Below are 21,917 nucleotides of genomic sequence, written 5' to 3' on the forward strand. Positions count from 1 at the left end.
TCTTGCAATCTACAACAAAAAAGACTGATAATTTTAAAAATAGAAAGATTACAAGTAGAAAAAAGACAATAACGAAAAAGCTCCAAGGGAGAAAAGTATCAGCTTTTTCCTTGGAGCCTTGAATGACATATTCGTCATGAATATTCACCCGAGATGAGAAGAGACTACTATTTCAGATGCTCTTCAAACCATTGAGTAATTTGACGCAGGAGGTGATTGCGTGTATTACCCCCGGAGATGCCATGATTGCGATTGGTGTAGTACAATTCCTTAAAATCTTTGTCAGCTTGAACTAAAGCCTCAGCATACTCAAAAGTATTCTGCGGATGCACGTTGTCATCGGCAGTACCATGGCAGATGAGCAACGCACCGTGGAGTTTGTCAGCACGCGTGATAGCATTGTCATTGTAGCCGTCAGGATTCTCTTTCGGTGTGCGCATGTAACGCTCAGTATAAATGGTATCGTAGTAACGGTAACTCGTAGGAGGAGCTACGGCAACACCAGCCTTAAATACAGGACGACCTTCACTCATACTCATCAGTGTACAGAAACCGCCATAAGACCATCCCCAGATGCCGATATTGTCCTTGTCGACATAAGATTGTTTACCCAACCAAAGTGCTGTCTCTACCTGATCTTTAGCTTCATAATTACCTAAATGTAGATAGGTGCATTTCTCAAAGTCGGCTCCACGACCACCGGTTCCACGACCATCCACACATACAACGATAAAGCCCTGTTGCGCAAGATACTGGTCATAAGCTCCGCCTTGTCTCATAGATCCGGCATCCCAGGAATTAATCACCTGCTGATTGCCGGGTCCACTGTATTGGAACATGATCACAGGGTATTTCTTATTAGGATCGAAGTCTGCCGGTTTGATCATCCATCCATTGAGTTTGACACCCTCTGAAGTAGTAAAAGAGAAAGTCTCCTTCTTTGTCCAACCATAGTCGCGGATCTTTTGCTTCAGCACTTGATTATCGAGGTTGGTAGCAATCACCTTACCGCTGTTGCTACAGGTACTATATATATAAGGTGTATCATAGTCGCTCCAACAATTGACAAAATAACGAAGATCACTGGAGAAGATGGCCGAATTCCAACCCTCATTCTTGGTGAGCCGTTCTGTTTTTCCATCCTTATGGGCTACATAGATCTGCCGGTCCTGAGGATTAAGGGCTGCAGCCTGATAATAGACATCACCCGTTTTCTCATCATAGCCATACACATCGGTAATATCGAAATTACCATTACCGATCTTACGCAGCAACTGACCATTGCTATTATACAGATAGAGATGCATGTAACCATCACGATCTGAGGGCAACAGAATATAATCACTTCCAATGCGTGCGGTCTCCATTGCCTCCTCCTTAACGTAACGGGAGATATGATCAGAAAGTAACAGCTGAGCTACCGTACTGCGGGGATTGACGCCATAGAGATTCAGTACATCCTGATGTCGGTTCATCGTATAGACGATGATGCGATTGGGATTGGAAGTAGGAAGAATACGCGGCATATAGCCGTCGCTGTCCACAGGTACTTGCAGACGCTGTATGCGATGAGACTGAATATCAAAGCTCCAGGCACTGACGGTGGCATTTCGCTCACCTGCCTTAGGATATTTATAAGCATACTCACCGGGATAAACGGCATACTCCTTATGTTCCGGATTTAATCCTTTGAACATCTGCAGACGATACTGCTCTACGGCACTCTCGTCATAACGTAGCCAACATAGCATTGTGCCGTCAGCATTGAATGTTAGGGCATGTGAGAAAGCAAATTCCTCTTCATTGACCCAATCTGGAATACCATTGATGATATGATTGAAACGCCCGTCTTTTGTCACCTGACTCTCACTGTTGTTGTAAAGCAGTTTGACCAAGAAAATATTATTGTCACGGACAAAAGCCACCTTTGTTCCATCAGGCGACCATACAGGAGCTTGCTGCGGGCCTCCGTCTGACAAAGGCTCCAGTTTACGGGAAGCCATCGTATAGATATAGAAGACAGCTTTATAGGAACGGCGATAGACAGGTTGCGTCTTAGTGCGGATGAGCATTCGCTTACCATCCGGCGACATGATGTAGCCGTCGAAGTTGTCTATCTTAGCACCCTGTGTGTCATCTACATCAAACAACACCGCAGTTTGCTTACCAGTCTTGAAAGAATACTGTATCACCTGCTTCCCATTTTGGGAAATGCTGGCATACTGGTCAGTGCCCTCCAAGGGATTAATACCTGTTAAACGTTGGGCAGTAAACTCACCTGCCGTCAACGACTTGAGATCGATGCGTTTTGCAGCCGCACCGGAAAGGATAAAAGCCATACAAAGGAAAATAAGGAAAACGACCTTTTTCATATTAGATATTTAATAACTAAAAAACACAAAATATACAGAACTTACTAACATAGAGCCCATTACATATAGCAACAGCAAAGGCATCAAAAGCGCATGCTGTGAACACAGTGCACGACAGACACCATCTATTCCCTGCAAGGTGCCACTGATCAGGCCGAAGACAATCGACACGGTGGTCAGCAAGAAGCATATACACGGAATGATACTCGCAGAGAAACTGCTATCGGATAACGTTCCTGTAACGCTAAGAAGCACGGCCTGTGGCGGAACAGTCAACAACAAAAGAAAGACGATCTGTAAAATGCCGAACAAACCAGCAGTAACCAATGCTAACTTGACACGTCGTGGAAGTGCTGAAAAGCCGGACTTGGTACACTGTATGACCGTAACCAAGAGATTGCTACCTCTTATTCCACCCCAAGCTATAGCTCCCAAGATGATCCACAATAAAAGAGCAGATGCCTCTTCCACCACGAAATAGCCAAAGAACCACCTGATGCCACGAGCACTTAACAACGAGAGAATCGATGATTGAGGCATGGCAGCTGACAAAAGCCAAGACAGAAAGATGAGTACCACCTGTGCCAAAGCTAATCCTATAGACAACCTATAGACAACCGGACGCCAACTCAGTGATCTCATCCTATGCTTCATCGGGTTGCAAATTATCCAAATCGAGAATATGCAATTGGAAAGCTCGTACTACCAAGCGTGTCGCGTTGACACTGGTGCCCTTGCTCTCTGGGAAGAGACGACTCACCAGTTCGTTCTGCCGTTTTTCCAAGCTCTTGACCCCAAACGGCATACCCCTCAGTGCTGTAATCTGTTCCTTAGTATACCCTAAGGCCAAATGACGAAGGAAACGCTCGTCATACTCATCGATATCGTAATCTATCAACGCTTCCTGACGCATCAGGTCATTGTTTACACTACGCTTGAAACGCTCGACAATTTTTTCCAAAATAGGTTGGTTGAAAACAAGACGTTTGCCGTCCATCACACTTGCCACGTCACCACGTGTTAGCAACTCACCGCTTTTGAGGATGATGCCATCACAACCGGCATCCAATGCATCGACCCAAAGCTTCTCATTGAGAATCTCTCCTGTAAAGATCAGAACCTTCACCTCCGGGTGCGCCTGCTTGGTTTCCCTACAAAGTTCCACACCCACAGTGGTCGATCCGCTAAGCCCCAAATCCAGCAAGACAAGATCCGGAAGCTGCTTAGTCATGAGTTTACGATAGGAGACCTCGTCAGGTGCCGTACCTATAATATGCGCTTCGGGAATATCGTTTTTGAAAATTCCCTCTGTACCTTTCAGTTCCAAAGGTACATCTTCCACAATAACAACATTAAAGTCTTTCATATCTGTATATGATTATTTTTCATTGCGATCAAACAGCGTTCATTCAGCCTGGCAGGCATGATAACCTCTATCAGAATACCCTCTTTACCAACATGGGCACTCAGACCACAAGCTCTTTGGTTAGTCGCTTCTCCCATCTCACGCACAATCTGCCTGCAAAGCAGAAAACGTAAATCAGAAGTGTAGGGAGTGAATAGAGCCCGACATGCTTCCGCGTCATCGTGACGCTGACTTAATAAGCATTGCATTTTAAGATACCCATCGTCAAGAGTCTTACTCATCACTGCCGGTGCCTTTCTATCATTGACATCACCTAACAAGTCAAAGAAATAATCAACCATCTCATCATCTAATCGAATGGTCGGCACTTGCCTCATAGCCTGTTGGGCCAGCACCACATAAAGATCGTGATAATAATCGACCACTTCTGCGATGTCGTCTATGCTGTCGGGGGACTCTTGCACCAACTGTCTGATACGGGAAGGATAGTACATCGTCTCATGCTTGAAAGCCGAAAGACAATTGTCAAGTACACTATTGGATACGTGCAAGCGGGCTGTTTCCAAATTCAGTCTTCTCTGTTCGTCTTCTGCAAACTCCAAATCATCAGCCTGCCGGAGTTGACCCTGTATGGCATCGAGTTCAGCTTGACGCACAGTCTGTACTATATTTGACAGAGTGGCCAGTTGCTCTTCTCTAAGATCGAAGGAAGCAAAGTCTGCCAAACGGTCGATACCCTTTAGTTTCTGCTCATCAGAAAGATCAGAAGTAAGCAACTGATTCATTTTTCTGATACGGTCTATGCACGACTGGTAGTCGAGTTGATGTCTGTAATAAAGGAAATAATAAGCAGGAAGGATCGTCAACAGCAATAACACAAGCAGGATAATCGCCACCGTCTTGTTGTTTTCACTGCGTTGCATCGTACGTACGTAATCAGGCAGACTACTGTCTGCGCTGGCCTGCCGGAAGAGGCTTGTATAGACGCTATTGCTTTTTTCGTAGAGTTTCCATTGATGCAATGCCAATGCAGCCACTGCCGTCTCGTTGCTGACATCAAGCAAAATGACAGTATCACTGGGTGAGAGCACTGCCCGACAACTATCTGCAAAGCGCAAAGCCCTCTCATATTCTCCACGGATGTTACAGTAATAAGTACTATCCGCATAAGCAGCGGCCTTACTTTCATTGGCATAGCCTCTTCGTGGAGCAGAAGGTGTAGAGAAAGCCGGTAAAAGAGTGGTAAACAACAGAAAAAGTAAAGTGAGTGCACGACGGAATCCATAAGGCAAGCGAAAGAAAACACGCGTGCCTTTACCCAGTTCGCTCTCCGCACCAATTGATGCGACACTAAAGATGCGGCTCATCTTTTTATACTTCTCGATGATGCCATTGCAGTTTTTCAGTCCGAAGCCATGACCGCCGGTATAGGTACGGTCAAAAATGTGACTTAACTTTTCCTTCGTCATGCCCGGCCCATTATCTTCCACACTGATTTCGACATAGTCTGGCATGCCATTGGCTTCTACTTTCACCACACCACCTTCATTGGAAAATTTCCTCGCATTATCGGCTATCGTGTTGATCATAAACAAAGTGAGCGTCTTGTCAGCTTTCACCTTCAAGTCTGTCGGTTTCACTTGTAGATCAATACCCTTGATACGGAACGAAGCACGAGATCGTTCAACCATGTCAAAGAGATCCTGCAAGTCAAAGCTCTCTATCTTTAAGCTCACGTCACCCTGCCGCATTTGTATCCATTGAGTCAGAATCGAATTATAGTCATTGATGCTGTCTGTGATCTCCATCAGATAGTCATAGTTGCGCTTTTTCCAATCAGCGTCCCTTTTTTCTTGATGGCTTTCTTTTTCTTGTTTTAATTGATGGACGACATACACCATACGGTCAATGAATGGCAATATGCTGTTAACGAGTTGAACTTTTGCTCGCGCATCAAGATTTTTTCGCTTGTGTTGTTGCAAATGCAATTTGCCAATAGTGAGTTGTTCTTTCATCTCATTGATATTCTCATTCATGAGACGATTGCGCTTCTCGTTCTCACGCTGCCAATTTCTCAATGGCTCTAAAAGCGTATCAAGCGAGAAAGCCTTGTCACTTCTACGACGTTTTGCATCAAAGACAAAGAGTAAAGCTACAAAGACAAGTATCATCAGCACAACTGCTACGAGCATGATATTGAGCTGACGAGAAGAGTAGTTGAGTTGACTGGCCCTTGCCTCAAGCTGACGATCCTGTCGAGACCGCTCCTGAATGTCGAGATAGATATTTCGGTTCCGGTCACTATTGGCTTTGTCATCAACAGCAGAATAGACAAGTGAGAGCCGCTCGCGAATCGATGCCACCAGATCCGGCGCCTGATGGACAGCCTTGATAGCCAATGCCCTTTGAAGACATATCAAAGCCGAACGATAGTCATGGATATACCAATAACACTCCGCTAAAGTGCGGTTGGCACCCGCCACTTGATACACATCACCATATTCGGTGAAAATTTGTAAAGCACGTAGAGCCAGATTACCAGCTAAAAGAGAATCCGGCATGTCATAGGTATTTATGTACTTAAAAGCTGGCACATTATTGCTAATCAGCAATTTACGCATACTGGGATCCTGTATATGCTCACTGATGGCCTGTATGATCTGAGCTTCCCAAAAAGGCATATCGCAACGCTGGGCCAATACGTATGCCTGAATCAGGTACTCAAACTCTGATTGGGCGATATCCTGCTTTGTACCTCCCAAGATGATTCCTCCTGCACCAACATTATAACAGTAGTTGATATATTGTGCGGTATCCTGTATCAGCTGATTCCAAGAGCTCATGTCTTGAATAGCCTGAGCGGCTTGATGGTTCAGACCGACATAGTAATAATATGTGGACGTAACGATCTGAAATTCACTTTGAGCATATAGCAGCCTTCTCTGTTGGTGGTCCGACAAGCGATAGGATTCCTTCTGAAAACGCTGAATACACCGAAGTGCACGCTCATGATAATCATAGAACTCCTTATTGAAAGACTCCCGTTGGCACAAGCGCATCAACTGTACATCAGAGATAAGTATTTCTATCTGATTGTCCGTAAGTTCCGGTACTTGTTTCAGTAGTCTCCATGCATTTCTGTATTTCATCCGTGCGATGTCAACAAAGGCTAAATTGTTATAGGCTTCTGCAGCACCGTCACCCTTGTTATCAGCTTCTTTTAAAGCCCACCGTGCATATACTTCTGCCGAATCAAGATTGCGATAATGCCACGCGTAAGACTGGCCATTGAGCTGATCGATCCGTTCTTGCTTCTTTCCGGAGCAAGAATATAGGACTGGCAGCAAAACGGCAAGCGCCAACATCTCCAGCTCATGTCTATAGATCAACCTTTTTATTGTGTTTAGCAGACAATCCATGTATAAGCATCTCACTTTGCAAAAATACTATTATTTTCTGAAAACAAAAAGAAAATACCGAAAATTGACTCTTCAAGATAAATTATTTGCAGTCTTAGCCTTCATTCTAAGTTTTTATTGCTATTTTTGCAACAACATATATATTTTATAGAGCATGACCGATAGCAAAATCAGAATTAAGGATATCGCAGAGCGCGCAGGTGTGTCGGTGGGAACCGTGGACAGAGTCCTGCACAAAAGGCCCAATGTATCACCCAACGCAAAGGAAAAGGTTGAGAAGGCCTTGGAGGAGATGAACTACCAGCCCAACATGTATGCGTCAGCATTGGCATACAACAAAACATACACCTTTCACGTCATCATTCCCCAACATGAGCAGATTGCCTATTGGGAAGAGATAGAGGAGGGTGTGAAGAATGCTCAGGAGGCTCGTCGCGATTTTCACATCACAGCAGAGATTCATCACTATGAGCGCTTTAATGTCAACTCCTTTAAGAAAACTACCGAATCCTGCCTTCAAGCCAAACCCGACGGCGTCGTCATCGTGCCTGCCGACTTAGAAAGCACGCGTGTCTTTACGGACCAACTCCATGCCCAAAACATCCCGTTTGTCATGCTTGACTCATATATGCCTGACTTGAAGCCTCTGTCATTCTTTGGCCAGGACTCTTTTGCCAGCGGATATTTTGCGGCTCGTATGCTGATGCTCATCGCTGCCAAAGAGAAACAGATCGTGCTGATGAAATTCACAAAAAACGGCTATGTTGCCAGCAAACAGCAGGACAACCGAGAAGTAGGGTTCAGACATTATATGCATGACCATTTCCCCGACACTAAAATCATAGAGTTTGAAGTTCCTTTGGACGGTTCGAGAAGCCTTTATAACAAACAAATGGAAGATTTGTTTCAAGCTCATCCCGATATCCACCATTGCATCACATTAGGTTCCAAAGCACATATCATGGGTGACTTTTTGTTGCGGACTAATCGGCGTGACGTACAGATCATGGGATATGACATGGTCGGCAAGAATGCCGACTGTCTCAGACGTGGCAGTATCTCTTTTCTCATTGCCCAACATGCCTTCCTTCAAGGCTACTCGTGCATTGACACGCTTTTTCAGGCCATCGTATTGAAAAAAGAAGTCAATCCCATCAATTACATGCCAATAGAATTGCTTAGCAAAGAGAATGTGGACTTTTATAGGCGCACACAACTCTGACAGAAAAAAGAGTTCATACAGTATAACAGTATATTTATGAGCATCATGAACAAAACAAACGCAAAAGGATTATTGGCCCTATCACCACTTATCGTCTTCATTTTGCTTTATCTTGTATTGAGTATTGTTGCAGGCGATTTCTACAAAGTGCCTATGACAGTGGTCTTTATGATCGCTAGCATCTATGCTGTTTCTATATCCGGTGGCTTTCCTTTGCGAAAGCGCATCGACATTTTCAGCAGAGGGGCCAGTAGTGACAATCTGATGCTGATGCTGTGGATATATGTCCTGGCCGGTGCTTTTGCCTCCTCTGCAAAAAGCATGGGTGCTATTGATGCCACCGTAGGTGCCACGCTGAGTATCTTACCTTCAAGTTTGATCCTTCCTGGCTTGTTTGTTGCCGCTTGCTTTATTTCGACAGCCATCGGCACAAGTGTAGGCACAGTAGTTGCACTTGTACCGATAGCTGCCGGTGTAGCTCATCAAACAGGCGGCAGCCTTCCGTTGCTGACAGCAGTTATCGTTGGAGGTGCTTACTTTGGCGACAACCTCTCATTTATCTCTGACACCACTGTAGTTGCCACCCAAACCCAAGGTTGCAAGATGAGCGACAAATTCCGCGTCAACGTACTTATTGCTACGCCTGCTGCCATACTGATGCTAACCGTTTATACCTTTCTGGGACAGGGCATTGCTGCACCAACACATACCGCATCCGTCAATTTCATGAAGGTTATACCCTATCTGCTGGTGATTATTTTAGCTGTAACAGGTATGAATGTCATGGCCGTTCTTGTCATTGGCTCACTCACCTGTGGCATCATCGGCATGATCGACGGCAGTTACGACTTCTTCGCCTGGCTCATAGCAATGGGCAAAGGCATCAGTGGAATGGGAGAGTTGATCATGGTGGCAATGATGGCCGGAGGGATGTTGGAAATCATCAGAGAAAACGGCGGCATCGACTTCATCATCAATAAGTTCACCTCACACGTACATACCAAACGAGGTGCCGAGTTCGCGACAGCTGCCTTGGTGAGTCTTGTCAACATCTGCACAGCCAATAACACAATTGCCATACTCACCATCGGTGACATTGCCAAAAAATTAGGAGACCGCTTTGGGGTCGACAACAGAAAAAATGCTAGTATCCTTGATACATTCTCCTGTACCACGCAGGGCCTGCTGCCTTATGGTGTACAGATGCTTCTGGCTGCCGGACTTGCCGGCTGCAGCCCCATGCATATACTTCCCTATCTCTATTACCCTATGGCATTGGGTGTAGCAGGTATTCTTTCCATCGCGTTTCGCTTCCCAAAGCAGTTTTCTTAACTTGTTTGTGCAATGGATGTCATCACACGTAATTTCTTTCGGTTGATTCTGTCGGGATCTCTTGATGAACAGGAACCAATGGAGCCGATGTCAGCCTTTAAGTGGCAACGTCTGTTTCAGATGGTACAAACGCAGCATGTGGAAGATTCTACATTAAAAGGAATTGCCAAGCATCAAAAGGATGAGATGATGAATATACCTCAGGAACTTACAAAGACCCAGACTTTGGCCACAAACCAGCAACCAAAGATCCAGCTGAGCAATAGATTTCTCAACTATCGTCTACATAAGATCATCAACAACGAATATCATGCTATAGACACAAACATTGAAGCTGTGGAACTTTTGAAGATTATTGTCAATAATGTATCTTCCATGCTCAACAATGGCATCATGCTTGGCGGACTTATACAATTAGGCAGCTTCTTAAGAACCAAAGGCGACAAGGTGGACTTCGTAAAGTTGGAACGATGGCTAAGCAAACTACATATCCGACGCATGGCACAATTACAAGGCAGTATGCTCATGGCTGTATTCATGTTTGAGCAAGACGAACTGCCTTTCGTCGAGCATGTAGAATCCTCAGCCTATAAACTGGTCATGCGATCTGTTCACCACACTGTGAACGACACCGCTGAAGAATGGCACTTCAGACAAGGAAAGGCAGGTTTCTTGCAGAACAACTCTTCTTTACTTCGCCGCAACTTGCGTCGTGGACTTTGCTATGTAGTTTATGCACCGATAGAAACAGTTAGCAATTTCTTCCATAATTTCGCCCGTTCGCTACAGGAGATAGAAGAATAGACGATAAAAGTCGAGCAAATTGTCACAAGCGGCAGGTATGTCCTGCTCTTAATTATTTTTAATTATTAATTGATGTCATACACGATAAGGAAACTTTTCGCTAATTTTGCATTTATGAATCGTTTCATAGTTTGCATTATTGCTTTGCTTGCATCCCTGAGCCTTCAAGCTCAAAATTATGTGGAATGCGAAGATACATGCAGTCATATCCACGGTATTGACTTGAGTCACTATCAAGGCAATGTGTTTTGGGAGACCATCGGTACTTCCAAAATGGCGTATGTATACCTCAAAGCCTCGGAAGGCGGAAGCCGTATTGACAGTAAATACAAGCAAAATATAGACCTTGCTCACCGATATGGCCTGAAAGTAGGGTCATATCATTTCTATCGTCCCAACATACCTCAGCAAACACAACTGGAGAACTTCAAGACACAATGTCGGCCTGGAGACCAGGATCTCATACCCATGGTAGATGTAGAAACGAGAAGTGGACTTTCCGTAGAGGCATTCCAAGACTCACTTTTTCTCTTCCTTCATCTCATGGAAAAAGCATATAAGCAGAAACCACTGATCTACACAGGAGCCAACTTCTACGACCATAATCTCTTGGGAAAGCTAAAAGATTACAAAGTGATGATTGCTCAATACACCAAGAGAACCCCGGTGCTGAAAGACAACCTCGAATATATCATGTGGCAGTACACAGGAAAAGGACACCTCAATGGCATCAACGGATATGTCGACAAAAGCCGGTTCATGGGAAAGCACAAACTCAGGGAAATCAGATTTCGACACCGATAATTTAATTGAGCACCAAACAGATTTTTAACGTTAAAAACTAAATATACTTTTATCATGGCTATAATAAAATGTCCCGAATGTGGACGGCAAATCAGCGACAAAGCTCCGGCATGTCCCAACTGCGGTGTGCCCATCGCTGGCAAGATCGTGAGATGCCCACAATGTGGAGAGATCTATTTCAAAGATCAAGAGATGTGCCCTAACTGCCATCATCTCACTCCACGGGGAGAAACATTGGTAAAAGGAGAAGTCGGCAACACTTCTCTAAACAATAGCAATGCACCGCAATCGCCGAACATAGCGAACACGGGGGAAATGGAAAGTGCACACACCAAGCAGCGCATGCCACAGCCTCCTACTCCGCCAAGAACAGGTAGCAGCTATCACAAAGCAGAAGATAGAAATTCTCAACGCCCTGTGCCTCCGACACCTTCGGGCAATCATCAGAAGCCAGAAGCTAGCAAGAAAAGCCATAGTGCACTCATCATTGGATTTATACTCGCTGTCTTGGCTTGTGGCATCTGTTTCTACTTCTATAACAGCAGTAAAAACTCTAAAGAGGAGGAAGCTTATGAGTTTGCCATGAACAGTGATGATCCTACTGTGCTTCAGACCTACCTTGACACCAACCCCGATGCACCGGAAGCTCACCGAGACTCCATTGAGGCTCGGCTGGAGAACCTAAAACAGACTGACATCGACTGGACCAATGCCGTGGTAAGCGGTTCCCGTACAGCCCTGGAGGATTATCTCACCAAGCATCCCAACTCAGAACATAAGGCCGAGGCACTTCACAAAATCGACTCACTGGACTGGATTGACGCCACAAACGGCAATTCCGAGCAATCCTATACAGCCTATCTAAGCGAACACGCCAATGGTGAGCACGTAGACCAAGCCAACAATGCACTCAAAGCACTTAAAGCAAAGACGGTGCAGCCAGAAGAGAAGACTATGGTGAAGGCTATCTTCCGACATTTCTTCCAAGCCATCAACGCAAAGAACGAGGATGGACTCACCGCAACCGTCGCACCGCTTATGTCGAACTTTTTGGGCAAGACCGACGCGACAAAAGCAGACGTAGCCGTCTTCATGGACAAAATCTATAAAGATGACATTTCTAACATGAACTGGCATATCAACAACGACTACAATATTACCAAAAAAGAAGTTGGAGACGAAGAATACCAGTACAACACCACCTTCTCTGCTGTGCAAAAAGTTGACAAGGTAGACGGAACTTCCGTAAGCACCCGATTTAATATTAAGGCCACCATAGGACCTGATGGCTTGATCTCATCCATGTCAATGACAAAGATCCTTGAATAGACTAACGATCAAGCGTTCCGTAATTATATAAAGAAATATAGGCCATCATCACGAAGATGATGGCCTTTTTTGTGACAAGAAAGACAAATCTGCCCTCATCTGTTATTACATTATCTCCCAACGCCTCTATACTGCATGTACTACGAGAAATCACCTCAACAAATCGCCAAAATTGTTAAATTCAGTATTATCAGCCAGTAAATCATATTATTTTTGTACCTTTGCAAGGAATAATAGATCATCCACAATAATAATCGAAAGATAAAATGATTACACTGACAAACCTTGCCATACAGTTTGGCAAGAGAGTTCTTTATAAAGATGTAAACATCAAGTTCACCCGTGGTAATATTTATGGTGTCATCGGTGCCAACGGTGCAGGAAAGTCTACACTACTTCGCGCCATCAGCGGTGACCTTGAGCCCAACAAAGGCTCCGTTGAGTTTGGAGCCGGCGAGCGCCTTTCTATATTGGAACAGGATCACTTCAAATACGATGCTTTCAGCGTTATGGACACTGTCTTGATGGGTTACGAAGCTCTTTGGAACAATATGAAAGAGCGCGAGGCTCTCTATTCCAAACCCGAGATGACAGATGAAGATGGAAACCGGGCTGCCGAACTGGAGGAAAAGTTCGCAGAGATGAATGGCTGGGAGGCCGAAAGCAATGCTGCCCAACTGCTTCAGAACTTGGGCGTCAACGAAAGTCTTCATCAGAAACAGATGTCAGAACTCTCCAACAATGAGAAAGTTCGCGTCATGTTGGCAAAAGCTCTTTTCGGCAAACCAGACAATCTACTTCTCGACGAGCCCACCAACGACTTGGACTTGGATACCGTAGAATGGTTGGAAGACTACTTAGGTGACATCGACGAGCATCAGACAGTGCTCGTTGTCAGTCACGACCGTCACTTCCTTGACGCTGTGAGTACCCAGACCATCGACATCGACTTCGGTAAGGTAACAGTCTTTGCAGGCAACTACAGTTTCTGGTACGAAAGTTCCCAGCTCGCCCTGCGTCAGGCTCAGAACCAGCGCATGAAGGCAGAGGAGAAAAAGAAACAGTTGGAAGAGTTCATCCGCCGCTTCTCAGCCAATGTGGCAAAGAGCAAGCAGACCACATCACGCAAGAAGATGTTGGAGAAACTCAATGTAGAAGAGATCCGTCCATCCAGCCGTAAATATCCCGGCATCATCTTCCAAATGGATCGTGAGCCCGGAAACCAGATCCTCGAAGTGGAGAACCTGAAGGCTATAGACGCAGATGGCACCGTTCTCTTTGACAATGTTAACTTCAATATAGAGAAAGGTCAGAAAGTTGTCTTCTTGAGTCACAATCCCAAAGCCATGACCGCTCTCTTCGAGATTATCAATGGCAATCGCCAAGCCGATGGAGGCAACTACAAATGGGGTGTAACCATCACCACAGCCTATCTCCCACTTGACAATACGAAATTCTTCCAGTCAGATTTGAATCTTGTCGACTGGCTCAGCCAATACGGTACTGGCAATGAGGTGACGATGAAAGCCTACTTGGGTCGTATGCTTTTCCGTCAGGAAGAAGTCGAGAAGAAAGTCAATGTGCTCTCCGGAGGTGAGAAAATGCGCTGTATGATTGCAAGAATGCAATTGCAAAACGCCAACTGTCTCATCCTCGATACGCCCACCAACCACCTCGACCTTGAGAGCATCCAAGCTTTCAACAACAATCTTGTCTCCTTCAAGGGCAACGTGCTTTTCTCCAGCCACGACCATGAGTTCATTGAGACCGTAGCCAACCGTATCATTGAGCTCACGCCAAGTGGCACGATCGACAAGCTGATGCCATACGATGAGTACATCCACGATGACGCCATCAAAGAGCAGAAAGCAAAAATGTACGGCAGAAACGCTTAAAATGGCAGTATATGTCCGTTCGGCACATTTTTTGCAAAGCTTTCATTAAAAAACATTTTACCATGGAAGAAAAGAAAAAAGATCAACTCGAAAGAGACATAAAAGTAGAAGGTGCTGAGAGCAAAGTTGCCAAAGAGAGCCACAACAGCGAAAAGCAGAAAACAGCTGCTGCTGACTCAAACGAGCAAAAGAATAACACTCCCAAAGATCATAAGGACAAGAACGAGCACGATAACAATAATAAGGAGACCGCGCAAGCTAAAGAGGAGAAAAAAGATCCCTTGGCTGAGGCTCAAAAAGAAATAGAGGAGCTCAAAGATCGCTACCTCCGCACAGCCGCAGAGTTCGACAATTATAAGAAGCGCACGCTGCGTGAGAAGGCCGATCTCATTCTCAACGGTGGTGTGAAGACCGTGACCGCCATACTCCCTGTTCTTGATGACTTTGAGCGTGCCATTGCTGACAAGAGTGAAGACCCCAAAGTCATAAAAGAAGGTGTGCAAATGATCTTCAACAAATTTGTTAAGACACTGGAGAGTCTAGGTGTGAAGAAAATCGACACCAAAGACCAAGACTTCAATACCGACTACCACGAGGCAGTGGCTATGGTTCCTGGTATGGGAGATGACAAGAAAGGCAAAGTGATCGACTGCGTACAAACGGGTTATACCATGAACGACAAAGTCATACGTCACGCTAAAGTAGCAGTAGGACAATAATTTGTTGAGGTATCGACAAGACACGAAACAATGGAAAAAAGAGATTACTACGAAGTTCTTGGCGTAAGCCGCGACGCATCAGAAGATGAAATCAAGATGGCCTACCGCAAGCTGGCCATCAAATATCATCCCGACCGCAACCCAGGTAACAAAGAGGCTGAAGAGAAATTCAAAGAGGCAGCAGAGGCTTACGAGGTATTGCACGATCCACAAAAAAGACAACAATACGATCAGTTTGGCTTCGACGGTCCACAAGGCGGCGGCTTTGGCGGCTTTAGTGGCGGCGGCATGGACATGGATGACATCTTCTCTATGTTTGGCGATATCTTTGGAGGCCATTCAGACTTTGGTGGCTTTGGAGGCTTCGGCGGAGGTCAACGTCAGCAACAACGGGTTTACCGCGGTTCTGACCTGAGACTGAAAGTCAAGCTCTCTCTACAAGACATTGCAAGCGGCGTAACCAAAAAGTTCAAAGTCAAAAAAGATGTGACTTGTACAGCCTGTCATGGAACAGGAGCAGCCAACGGCGCAAAGCCAGAGACATGTCCTACGTGTCACGGTTCTGGTGTTGTTGCCCGTACCGTACGCTCTATGTTCGGCATGATGACCACGCAGAGCGAGTGCCCAACCTGTCATGGCGAAGGCACTGTGATCAAAGACAAGTGTAAGGAATGCAACGGAACTGGCGTTGTCAAAGGCGAGGAAGTTGTAGAGATCAACATCCCCGCAGGCATTGAAGACGGCATGGTTCTCAACGCACACGGCAAAGGCAATGCAGCTCCACACAATGGTATCAATGGTGACATCCAAGTCTTTATAGAAGAAGAGAAGGACAACACTTTCATCAGGGACAAGCAAGATATTATATATAATCTTCTTCTTGACTTCCCAACAGCAGCCTTAGGCGGTGAAGTGGAAGTACCAACAATCAGTGGAAACAAGATAAAGATGAAAATCGCACCAGGCACCCAGCCCGGCATGAGTACACGACTGAGAGGTAAAGGACTACCAGCACTGAAAGGCTATGGCACCGGTACCGGAGACTTGGTGGTGAACATGAGTGTCTACGTGCCTAAGACGTTATCGAAAGAAGAGCGTAAAGCTATTGAAGAATTACGCGACAGTGAAAACTTCAAAGGCGACACGTCAACAAAGAAAAACATCTTCGAGAAATTCAAAAGTTACTTCAATTAATCCATGACAATCCCTCCTGGCAACGGGAGGGATTGTTTTTATATCTTATCCCTTGACGATGACTTATCAAGAATGTGTTGAATATCTATTTAACAGTACACCGGTTTTCGAGCATGTTGGTGCCTCTGCTTATAAGGCAGGACTGGAAAATACCTTGGCATTGGATGAACACTTTGGTCATCCCCACACAAGTTACCGCACGATCCATATTGCCGGCACAAACGGTAAAGGTTCATGCTCGCATACTATAGCCGCGATTCTTCAACAGGCAGGCTATCGTGTCGGTCTCTATACGTCTCCACATTTAGTGGATTTCCGAGAGCGCATTCGTGTCAACGGCAAACCTATCAGTGAGCAACGCGTCATAGACTTCGTTGAGAAGGAACGACACTTTTTCGAACCCCTCCATCCTTCTTTCTTCGAACTGACAACCGCCTTGGCTTTTCTCTATTTCCAAGAGCAAAAAGTAGATATCGCTGTCGTAGAAGTAGGACTTGGCGGACGTCTTGACTGCACCAACATCATTCGCCCAGAATTGTCCATCATCACAAATATCAGCTTCGACCACACACAATTCCTTGGTAACACTTTGGCAAAGATTGCCGGAGAGAAAGCAGGTATCATCAAACCCCATACTCCTGTTGTCGTAGGAGAAGCCTGTGCAGAGACACGTCCCGTCTTTGAAGCAAAAGCCAAGGCAGAAAGTGCCCCTATCACCTTTGCCGAGGATCAACCAGAAGTCATCTCTTCAGAGCCATGTCTTGACGCACAAGGAGGACGCAATTATGTCACCCACAACTTTGGCTCTTTTCATGGAGAGCTCGGTGGAGACTATCAGACGAAGAACACCAATACCATCCTATGTGCACTACGAGAGCTCCACGATCCCAACGTCACCTCAGATACTATCCACAAAGGTTTTGCCACTGTATCAGAGACGACAGGTCTGACAGGCAGATGGCAAATTATCAACCGGCATCCTTTAGTCATTTGCGACACTGGACACAACGTAGGCGGCTGGCAATATCTTGCTCCCCAAATCAAGAGCATGCCTTGCAAACAATTGAGAATGGTCTTCGGTATGGTCGATGACAAAGATATATCATCCGTAATGACACTACTCCCCAAAAATGCAATATATTATTGGGCACAGGCCACATCACAACGCGCCATTCCTTCTTCCAAAGTGAAAGACCTTGGATATCAACACCATCTGAAAGGAGAAGACTATGGTAGTGTAGACAATGCCTTTCGCCATGCAATGGCAGACGCATCTGTAGACGACTTCATTTTTGTGGGTGGCTCGAGCTATATTGTAGCAGACTTCCTGTCGGTAAAGCATTTTTAACACTACAAGAAGGGTATTTTATCGTCATTTGACTTGTTTTTATCACTTATTTTTAGTTACTTTGCAAGTAAAAGGAAAAACTATATAAGACGTAACTAAAAACTTGTTGATATGACAAACACAGCAACGGAAAACATCTGTGGCCTGAAGCGTGAAGACTTTCAGACCACTGTAAATGGGAAGAAGACAGATCTCTTCGTGTTAAAGAACGCCCAAGGCAATGAGGTCGCTATCACAAACTATGGGGGTGCCATCGTGGCCATCATGGTTCCAGACAAGAATGGCAACCGCGCCAATGTCATCATGGGACATGACAATATCAATGATGTCATCAACTCACCGGAACCATATCTCTCCCGTCTCATCGGACGATATGGCAACCGCATTGCCAAAGGCGAGTTCACACTCCATGGAAAAGTCTATGACGTTCCTATCAATGACGGTCCGAATTCTCTACACGGAGGCAAAAATGGCTTCAATGTCAAGGTATGGGATCCTGAGTTGATGAACGACCACACACTCGTGCTCCACTATGTATCCGCCTATGGAGAGGAAGGCTATACAGGAGAATTGAAGACAACCGTCGTTTACACATGGGACGACGACAACTCTCTCCACATCGACTATTTGGCATGCACCAATAAAAAGACTATTATCAACTTAACAAATCACGGTTTCTTTGCCTTAGCAGGCATCGCCGATCCAACTCCTTCAATCGACAATGTCATCTGTCAGATCAACGCAAATTACTACTTGCCAATTGACAAGACATCTATCCCGACAGGTGAGATTCGTCTCGTAGAAGGTACTCCGTTCGACTTCCGCAAACCCAAACCATTCGGTCAGGACATCAATGCCGACAACGAACAGATCAAGAATGGCAGCGCCTTTGACCACAACTATGTCCTCAACAAGCATGAGGAAGGCGAGATGAGCTTTGCAGCCCGCCTCATAGAACCAGTGAGCGGACGTACCATGGAGGTGTATACCACAGAGCCCGGATTGCAGCTCTACACCGGCAACTTCCTCACAGGCATCAAAGGTACTCACGGAGCTACCTATCCTCGCCGCTCTGCCGTATGTCTGGAATGCCAGCACTTCCCCGACACACCAAACCATCCTTACTTCCCGTCAGTGATTCTAGACCCTGGAGAGCAGTACAAGCAGCACACCATTTATCACTTCGGCATTGAAGAATAAACATTGAGATAGTAAAAAGTTGCACATGTCTGAATATCATATTAATAATATGAGACTGTGCAACTTTTCTACTATCCTTTTTGAAATGAATCAATCATTATCAGACCAATAAAAATCATGACCAACACACCAACTTCTCAACATCCTAACTATACATTTGCACTCATTGTAGTCTTCATCGTGTGCTTCCTCATTGGATTCATCACAACGATGAACAACTCGATGATCGCCTTTTGCTCCAAAGCTTTTGACTTGACGGCACAGCAAGGACAATATGTCAATACAGCCTTTTACGGTGCTTAATTATTAAGTATTCCTTTTGCCATGCTGATGAGCAAAATTGGATATAAGGGCACTTTAATCCTTGGTTTGGCGGTCGCCGGCATCGGCTTTATTATCAATTCGTTTGGTATTCAGTCAGCCATAGCTGCTCAAGCCAATGTCTATGTTGTATTCTTGGCAAGCATGTGCCTTGTAGCCTGTGGCGTAGTTATGCTCCAGAATGTTGCCAACCCTTATGTGATGGTACTTGGAAGTCCAGAGAAAGGCGCATTCAGAATGACTTTAAGCCAGGCTCTGAACTCAGTAGCAACAACACTCGCTCCTCTTTTCATCACTTATGTGATCATACGTGGACAAGCTCCTACCCCATCCGCTGTACCGGGTCCATTTCTGGGTCTTGGTATTTTCACATTGGTGATCTGCCTTATTTTGGTATTTTTGAAATTGCCACGCATTGATGAGGCAAAGCAGGCCGAAGACGCCGGCGTTCATCGCGAATATAAGAGCAGCGTGTTCAAGTATCCTCACGTATGGCTGGGCGCTTTAGCCATCTTCATGTATATGGGCGTAGAGATTGGCGTACCTTCGATGCTCCCCTACAAGTTCAAGGCTATGCCGGAATATGCTTCCAACTATGCGTCTGTAGCCACCTCTTTTCTGGCATTCTATTGGGGAGGCATGATGGTAGGCCGTTTCGTCGGAGCTGCCATTTTGGCCAAGTTCCAACCTCGCAAGTTGCTGAGTGCATGTCTTTGTTTAGGTGCACTCTGCATTGCCCTGTCAATCATTCTCCCCGGTATGATTGGCATCTATGCTATGCTGGCAGCCGGTCTGTTTCACTCCGTGATGTGGCCGTTGATCTTCAACCTCGGACTTCAAGAGCTTGGTCCACATACCAAGGCAGCAACCGGAGTCATTAACACGGGCGTCATTGGCGCAGCATTGCTCATGCCCTTAATGGGATCTGTTGTAGACGCAGCCGGCGTGATCATCGCCACTTGCTGCCTGTTTATCTTCTATGCTTATATCTTATGGTTCTGTAACCTCGGTTCCAAGATCGGATTAAGTAAATAAGCATAACAGATACTTTAAAGAATCCAAGGAATAACAATACCAAATAGCAATTCATCTTATAACTAATAAATTTTAGAATCATTATGGATATAGAATTTGTAAGAAGCCGATTTGTGAAGCATTTCGATGGCAAGACCGGTAACATCTATGCTTCACCAGGTCGTATCAACCTCATCGGCGAACATACCGACTATAACGGAGGCTTTGTTTTCCCCGGTGCTGTTGAGCAGGGCATCATGGCAGAGATCCGTCCCAACGGTCAGAAGACCTGCAACGTATATTCCATCGACCTGAAAGATATGGTGCACTTCACCATCGACGACCCCAAGGGTCCGTCAGCAACATGGGCCCGCTATATCTATGGCATCGTGCAGGAAATGCGTGCACTGGGCGTAGACGTCAAGCCTTTCAACGCAGCATTCGCCGGCGATGTACCTTTAGGTGCAGGCATGTCTTCCAGTGCAGCACTCGAGAGTTGCTTTGCCTTTGCACTCAACGACCTCTTCGGAGACAACAAGGTTTCTAAATGGGACCTCGTCTTGGCTGGTCAGGCTACAGAGCACAAATATATAGGTGTAAACTGCGGTATCATGGACCAATTTGCTTCTGTCTTCGGAAAGAAAGGCAAGCTCATGCGCCTGGACTGCCGCAGCCGTGAGTTTGAGTACTTCCCTTGGGAACCTAAGGGCTACAAGCTTGTACTTCTCAATTCCAAAGTAAAGCACGAGCTGAAAGGATCCCCCTACAACGACCGTCGCAACTCCTGTGAGAATGTTGTCAAGGCTCTCGGCCAGCAGTTCCCCGACAAGAAGTTCGAGACTCTGCGCGATGCAGACTGGGATGAGTTGGAAGCCGTGAAGGATAAAGTCAGTGCAGAAGACTACAAGCGTGCTCACTTCGTCTTGGGTGAGAAAGACCGTGTACTGGCCGTCTGCGATGCACTGCAAGCAGGCGACTACGAGACCGTCGGACAAAAAATGTACGAGACCCATTACGGACTCAGCAAAGAGTATGAGGTCTCGTGCGAAGAACTTGATTTCCTCAACAACGTTGCCAAAGAGTGTGGCGTCACCGGCAGCCGTATCATGGGCGGTGGCTTCGGTGGTTGCACGATCAATCTTGTCAAAGACGAAATCTATGATAAATTCATCGCTACGGCTAAGAAGAACTTCAAAGCAGCATATGACCACGAACCCGTCGTCATCGATGTAGTGATCGGCGATGGAGCACGCAAGATTTGCTAAGCTTATCATCAACACAATATCAAGCCTTCTGCCATTTTTGGCAGAAGGCTTTTTTTTGACCTGCTTACTCTTAATTTATCAAACTCTCTTACAAAAGCACTTCACCAAGACGTCCGCTTCTAGAGCCAGCACGATGGAGTAGAAGGGCAAAAAGCACGTTGAAAAACCCACTTTTGCAGCTACTCCCCTGTTTTCCACGTTAATAGCCGTTAACGGCCGTAAATCATTAAAAATCAATAAAGTGACACTTTGTATTTGGATTTTTGGGTGGCGCAAGCTATCTTTGCATCATGTTCGTACACAAGAAACGCCA

At 45.6% G+C, this 21,917-nt stretch carries 17 protein-coding genes; 13 read left to right on the forward strand and 4 right to left on the reverse strand.

What is annotated here, in order from left to right; genetic code table 11:
- Nucleotides 1-167 precede the first annotated feature (167 nt).
- The 4 genes from FYJ73_RS12185 to FYJ73_RS12200 all read right to left on the reverse strand — a co-directional run bounded on the left by FYJ73_RS12185 (nt 168) and on the right by FYJ73_RS12200 (nt 7,127).
- Nucleotides 168-2,372, reverse strand: coding sequence for a DPP IV N-terminal domain-containing protein (locus FYJ73_RS12185; protein WP_154534999.1), 2,205 nt, complete (start codon nt 2,370-2,372; stop codon nt 168-170).
- A 9-nt stretch (nt 2,373-2,381) separates the two neighbouring features.
- Complete coding sequence (locus FYJ73_RS12190) at nt 2,382-2,951, reverse strand: AbgT family transporter (RefSeq protein ID WP_336509606.1); 570 nt, start codon at nt 2,949-2,951, stop codon at nt 2,382-2,384.
- A 64-nt stretch (nt 2,952-3,015) separates the two neighbouring features.
- Nucleotides 3,016-3,738, reverse strand: coding sequence for a DUF5932 domain-containing protein (locus FYJ73_RS12195; protein WP_154535001.1), 723 nt, complete (start codon nt 3,736-3,738; stop codon nt 3,016-3,018).
- The gene (locus FYJ73_RS12200; RefSeq protein WP_235899359.1) at nt 3,735-7,127 is read right to left on the reverse strand and encodes a sensor histidine kinase; all 3,393 of its coding nucleotides are present in this window, start codon (nt 7,125-7,127) and stop codon (nt 3,735-3,737) included. Before FYJ73_RS12200 ends, FYJ73_RS12195 begins: the two co-directional genes overlap by 4 nt.
- A gap of 184 nt (nt 7,128-7,311) precedes the next feature.
- Here FYJ73_RS12200 and FYJ73_RS12205 point away from each other — a divergent pair, with 184 nt between their 5' ends.
- The 13 genes from FYJ73_RS12205 to galK all read left to right on the forward strand — a co-directional run bounded on the left by FYJ73_RS12205 (nt 7,312) and on the right by galK (nt 21,604).
- Nucleotides 7,312-8,379 carry a LacI family DNA-binding transcriptional regulator gene (locus tag FYJ73_RS12205; RefSeq protein WP_154535002.1) on the forward strand — a complete coding sequence of 356 codons (1,068 nt, stop codon included), beginning with the start codon at nt 7,312-7,314 and terminating at the stop codon, nt 8,377-8,379.
- A 45-nt stretch (nt 8,380-8,424) separates the two neighbouring features.
- Entirely contained in the window at nt 8,425-9,711 is a 1,287-nt protein-coding gene (locus tag FYJ73_RS12210) for a Na+/H+ antiporter NhaC family protein (protein WP_154535013.1), read from the forward strand.
- A gap of 12 nt (nt 9,712-9,723) precedes the next feature.
- Nucleotides 9,724-10,515 carry a hypothetical protein gene (locus FYJ73_RS12215; protein ID WP_154535003.1) on the forward strand — a complete coding sequence of 264 codons (792 nt, stop codon included), beginning with the start codon at nt 9,724-9,726 and terminating at the stop codon, nt 10,513-10,515.
- A gap of 114 nt (nt 10,516-10,629) precedes the next feature.
- Entirely contained in the window at nt 10,630-11,319 is a 690-nt protein-coding gene (locus FYJ73_RS12220; protein WP_154535004.1) for a glycoside hydrolase family 25 protein, read from the forward strand.
- Between the two features lie 54 nt (nt 11,320-11,373).
- The gene (locus FYJ73_RS12225; RefSeq protein ID WP_154535005.1) at nt 11,374-12,648 is read left to right on the forward strand and encodes a zinc ribbon domain-containing protein; all 1,275 of its coding nucleotides are present in this window, start codon (nt 11,374-11,376) and stop codon (nt 12,646-12,648) included.
- A 266-nt stretch (nt 12,649-12,914) separates the two neighbouring features.
- Nucleotides 12,915-14,543, forward strand: a complete 1,629-nt coding sequence (locus FYJ73_RS12230) for an ABC-F family ATP-binding cassette domain-containing protein (protein WP_154535006.1) — start codon at nt 12,915-12,917, stop codon at nt 14,541-14,543.
- Nucleotides 14,544-14,605: 62 nt separating this feature from the next.
- Nucleotides 14,606-15,262 (forward strand): nucleotide exchange factor GrpE, encoded by a 657-nt coding sequence (locus tag FYJ73_RS12235; protein ID WP_154535007.1) that lies wholly within the window; start codon nt 14,606-14,608, stop codon nt 15,260-15,262.
- Nucleotides 15,263-15,292: 30 nt separating this feature from the next.
- Nucleotides 15,293-16,456, forward strand: coding sequence for a molecular chaperone DnaJ (gene dnaJ, locus FYJ73_RS12240; protein ID WP_154535008.1), 1,164 nt, complete (start codon nt 15,293-15,295; stop codon nt 16,454-16,456).
- Between the two features lie 58 nt (nt 16,457-16,514).
- Nucleotides 16,515-17,804, forward strand: coding sequence for a bifunctional folylpolyglutamate synthase/dihydrofolate synthase (locus FYJ73_RS12245; RefSeq protein ID WP_154535009.1), 1,290 nt, complete (start codon nt 16,515-16,517; stop codon nt 17,802-17,804).
- A 111-nt stretch (nt 17,805-17,915) separates the two neighbouring features.
- Complete coding sequence (locus FYJ73_RS12250; protein WP_154535010.1) at nt 17,916-19,004, forward strand: aldose epimerase family protein; 1,089 nt, start codon at nt 17,916-17,918, stop codon at nt 19,002-19,004.
- Between the two features lie 117 nt (nt 19,005-19,121).
- Nucleotides 19,122-19,307, forward strand: a complete 186-nt coding sequence (locus tag FYJ73_RS15965) for a hypothetical protein (RefSeq protein ID WP_235899360.1) — start codon at nt 19,122-19,124, stop codon at nt 19,305-19,307.
- Nucleotides 19,308-19,316: 9 nt separating this feature from the next.
- A complete protein-coding gene (locus FYJ73_RS12255) occupies nt 19,317-20,360 on the forward strand; it encodes an MFS transporter (RefSeq protein ID WP_336509607.1) in 1,044 nt (347 codons plus the stop codon).
- A gap of 83 nt (nt 20,361-20,443) precedes the next feature.
- Entirely contained in the window at nt 20,444-21,604 is a 1,161-nt protein-coding gene (gene galK, locus FYJ73_RS12260) for a galactokinase (protein WP_154535011.1), read from the forward strand.
- The last annotated feature ends 313 nt before the right edge of the window (nt 21,605-21,917 follow it).

Source organism: Hallella mizrahii (genome assembly GCF_009695775.1).
Classification (GTDB): domain Bacteria; phylum Bacteroidota; class Bacteroidia; order Bacteroidales; family Bacteroidaceae; genus Prevotella; species Prevotella mizrahii.

Excerpts from the sequence above, each read along its gene's own strand:
- FYJ73_RS12185 (WP_154534999.1), bottom strand. The coding sequence starts at position 2,372 with ATGAAAAAGGTCGTTTTCCTTATTTTCCTTTGTATGGCTTTTATCCTT.
- FYJ73_RS12195 (WP_154535001.1), bottom strand. The coding sequence starts at position 3,738 with ATGAAAGACTTTAATGTTGTTATTGTGGAAGATGTACCTTTGGAACTG.
- FYJ73_RS12205 (WP_154535002.1), top strand. The coding sequence starts at position 7,312 with ATGACCGATAGCAAAATCAGAATTAAGGATATCGCAGAGCGCGCAGGT.
- FYJ73_RS12210 (WP_154535013.1), top strand. The coding sequence starts at position 8,425 with ATGAACAAAACAAACGCAAAAGGATTATTGGCCCTATCACCACTTATC.
- FYJ73_RS12215 (WP_154535003.1), top strand. The coding sequence starts at position 9,724 with ATGGATGTCATCACACGTAATTTCTTTCGGTTGATTCTGTCGGGATCT.
- FYJ73_RS12220 (WP_154535004.1), top strand. The coding sequence starts at position 10,630 with ATGAATCGTTTCATAGTTTGCATTATTGCTTTGCTTGCATCCCTGAGC.
- FYJ73_RS12225 (WP_154535005.1), top strand. The coding sequence starts at position 11,374 with ATGGCTATAATAAAATGTCCCGAATGTGGACGGCAAATCAGCGACAAA.
- FYJ73_RS12230 (WP_154535006.1), top strand. The coding sequence starts at position 12,915 with ATGATTACACTGACAAACCTTGCCATACAGTTTGGCAAGAGAGTTCTT.
- FYJ73_RS12235 (WP_154535007.1), top strand. The coding sequence starts at position 14,606 with ATGGAAGAAAAGAAAAAAGATCAACTCGAAAGAGACATAAAAGTAGAA.
- dnaJ (WP_154535008.1), top strand. The coding sequence starts at position 15,293 with ATGGAAAAAAGAGATTACTACGAAGTTCTTGGCGTAAGCCGCGACGCA.
- FYJ73_RS12245 (WP_154535009.1), top strand. The coding sequence starts at position 16,515 with ATGACTTATCAAGAATGTGTTGAATATCTATTTAACAGTACACCGGTT.
- FYJ73_RS12250 (WP_154535010.1), top strand. The coding sequence starts at position 17,916 with ATGACAAACACAGCAACGGAAAACATCTGTGGCCTGAAGCGTGAAGAC.
- FYJ73_RS15965 (WP_235899360.1), top strand. The coding sequence starts at position 19,122 with ATGACCAACACACCAACTTCTCAACATCCTAACTATACATTTGCACTC.
- galK (WP_154535011.1), top strand. The coding sequence starts at position 20,444 with ATGGATATAGAATTTGTAAGAAGCCGATTTGTGAAGCATTTCGATGGC.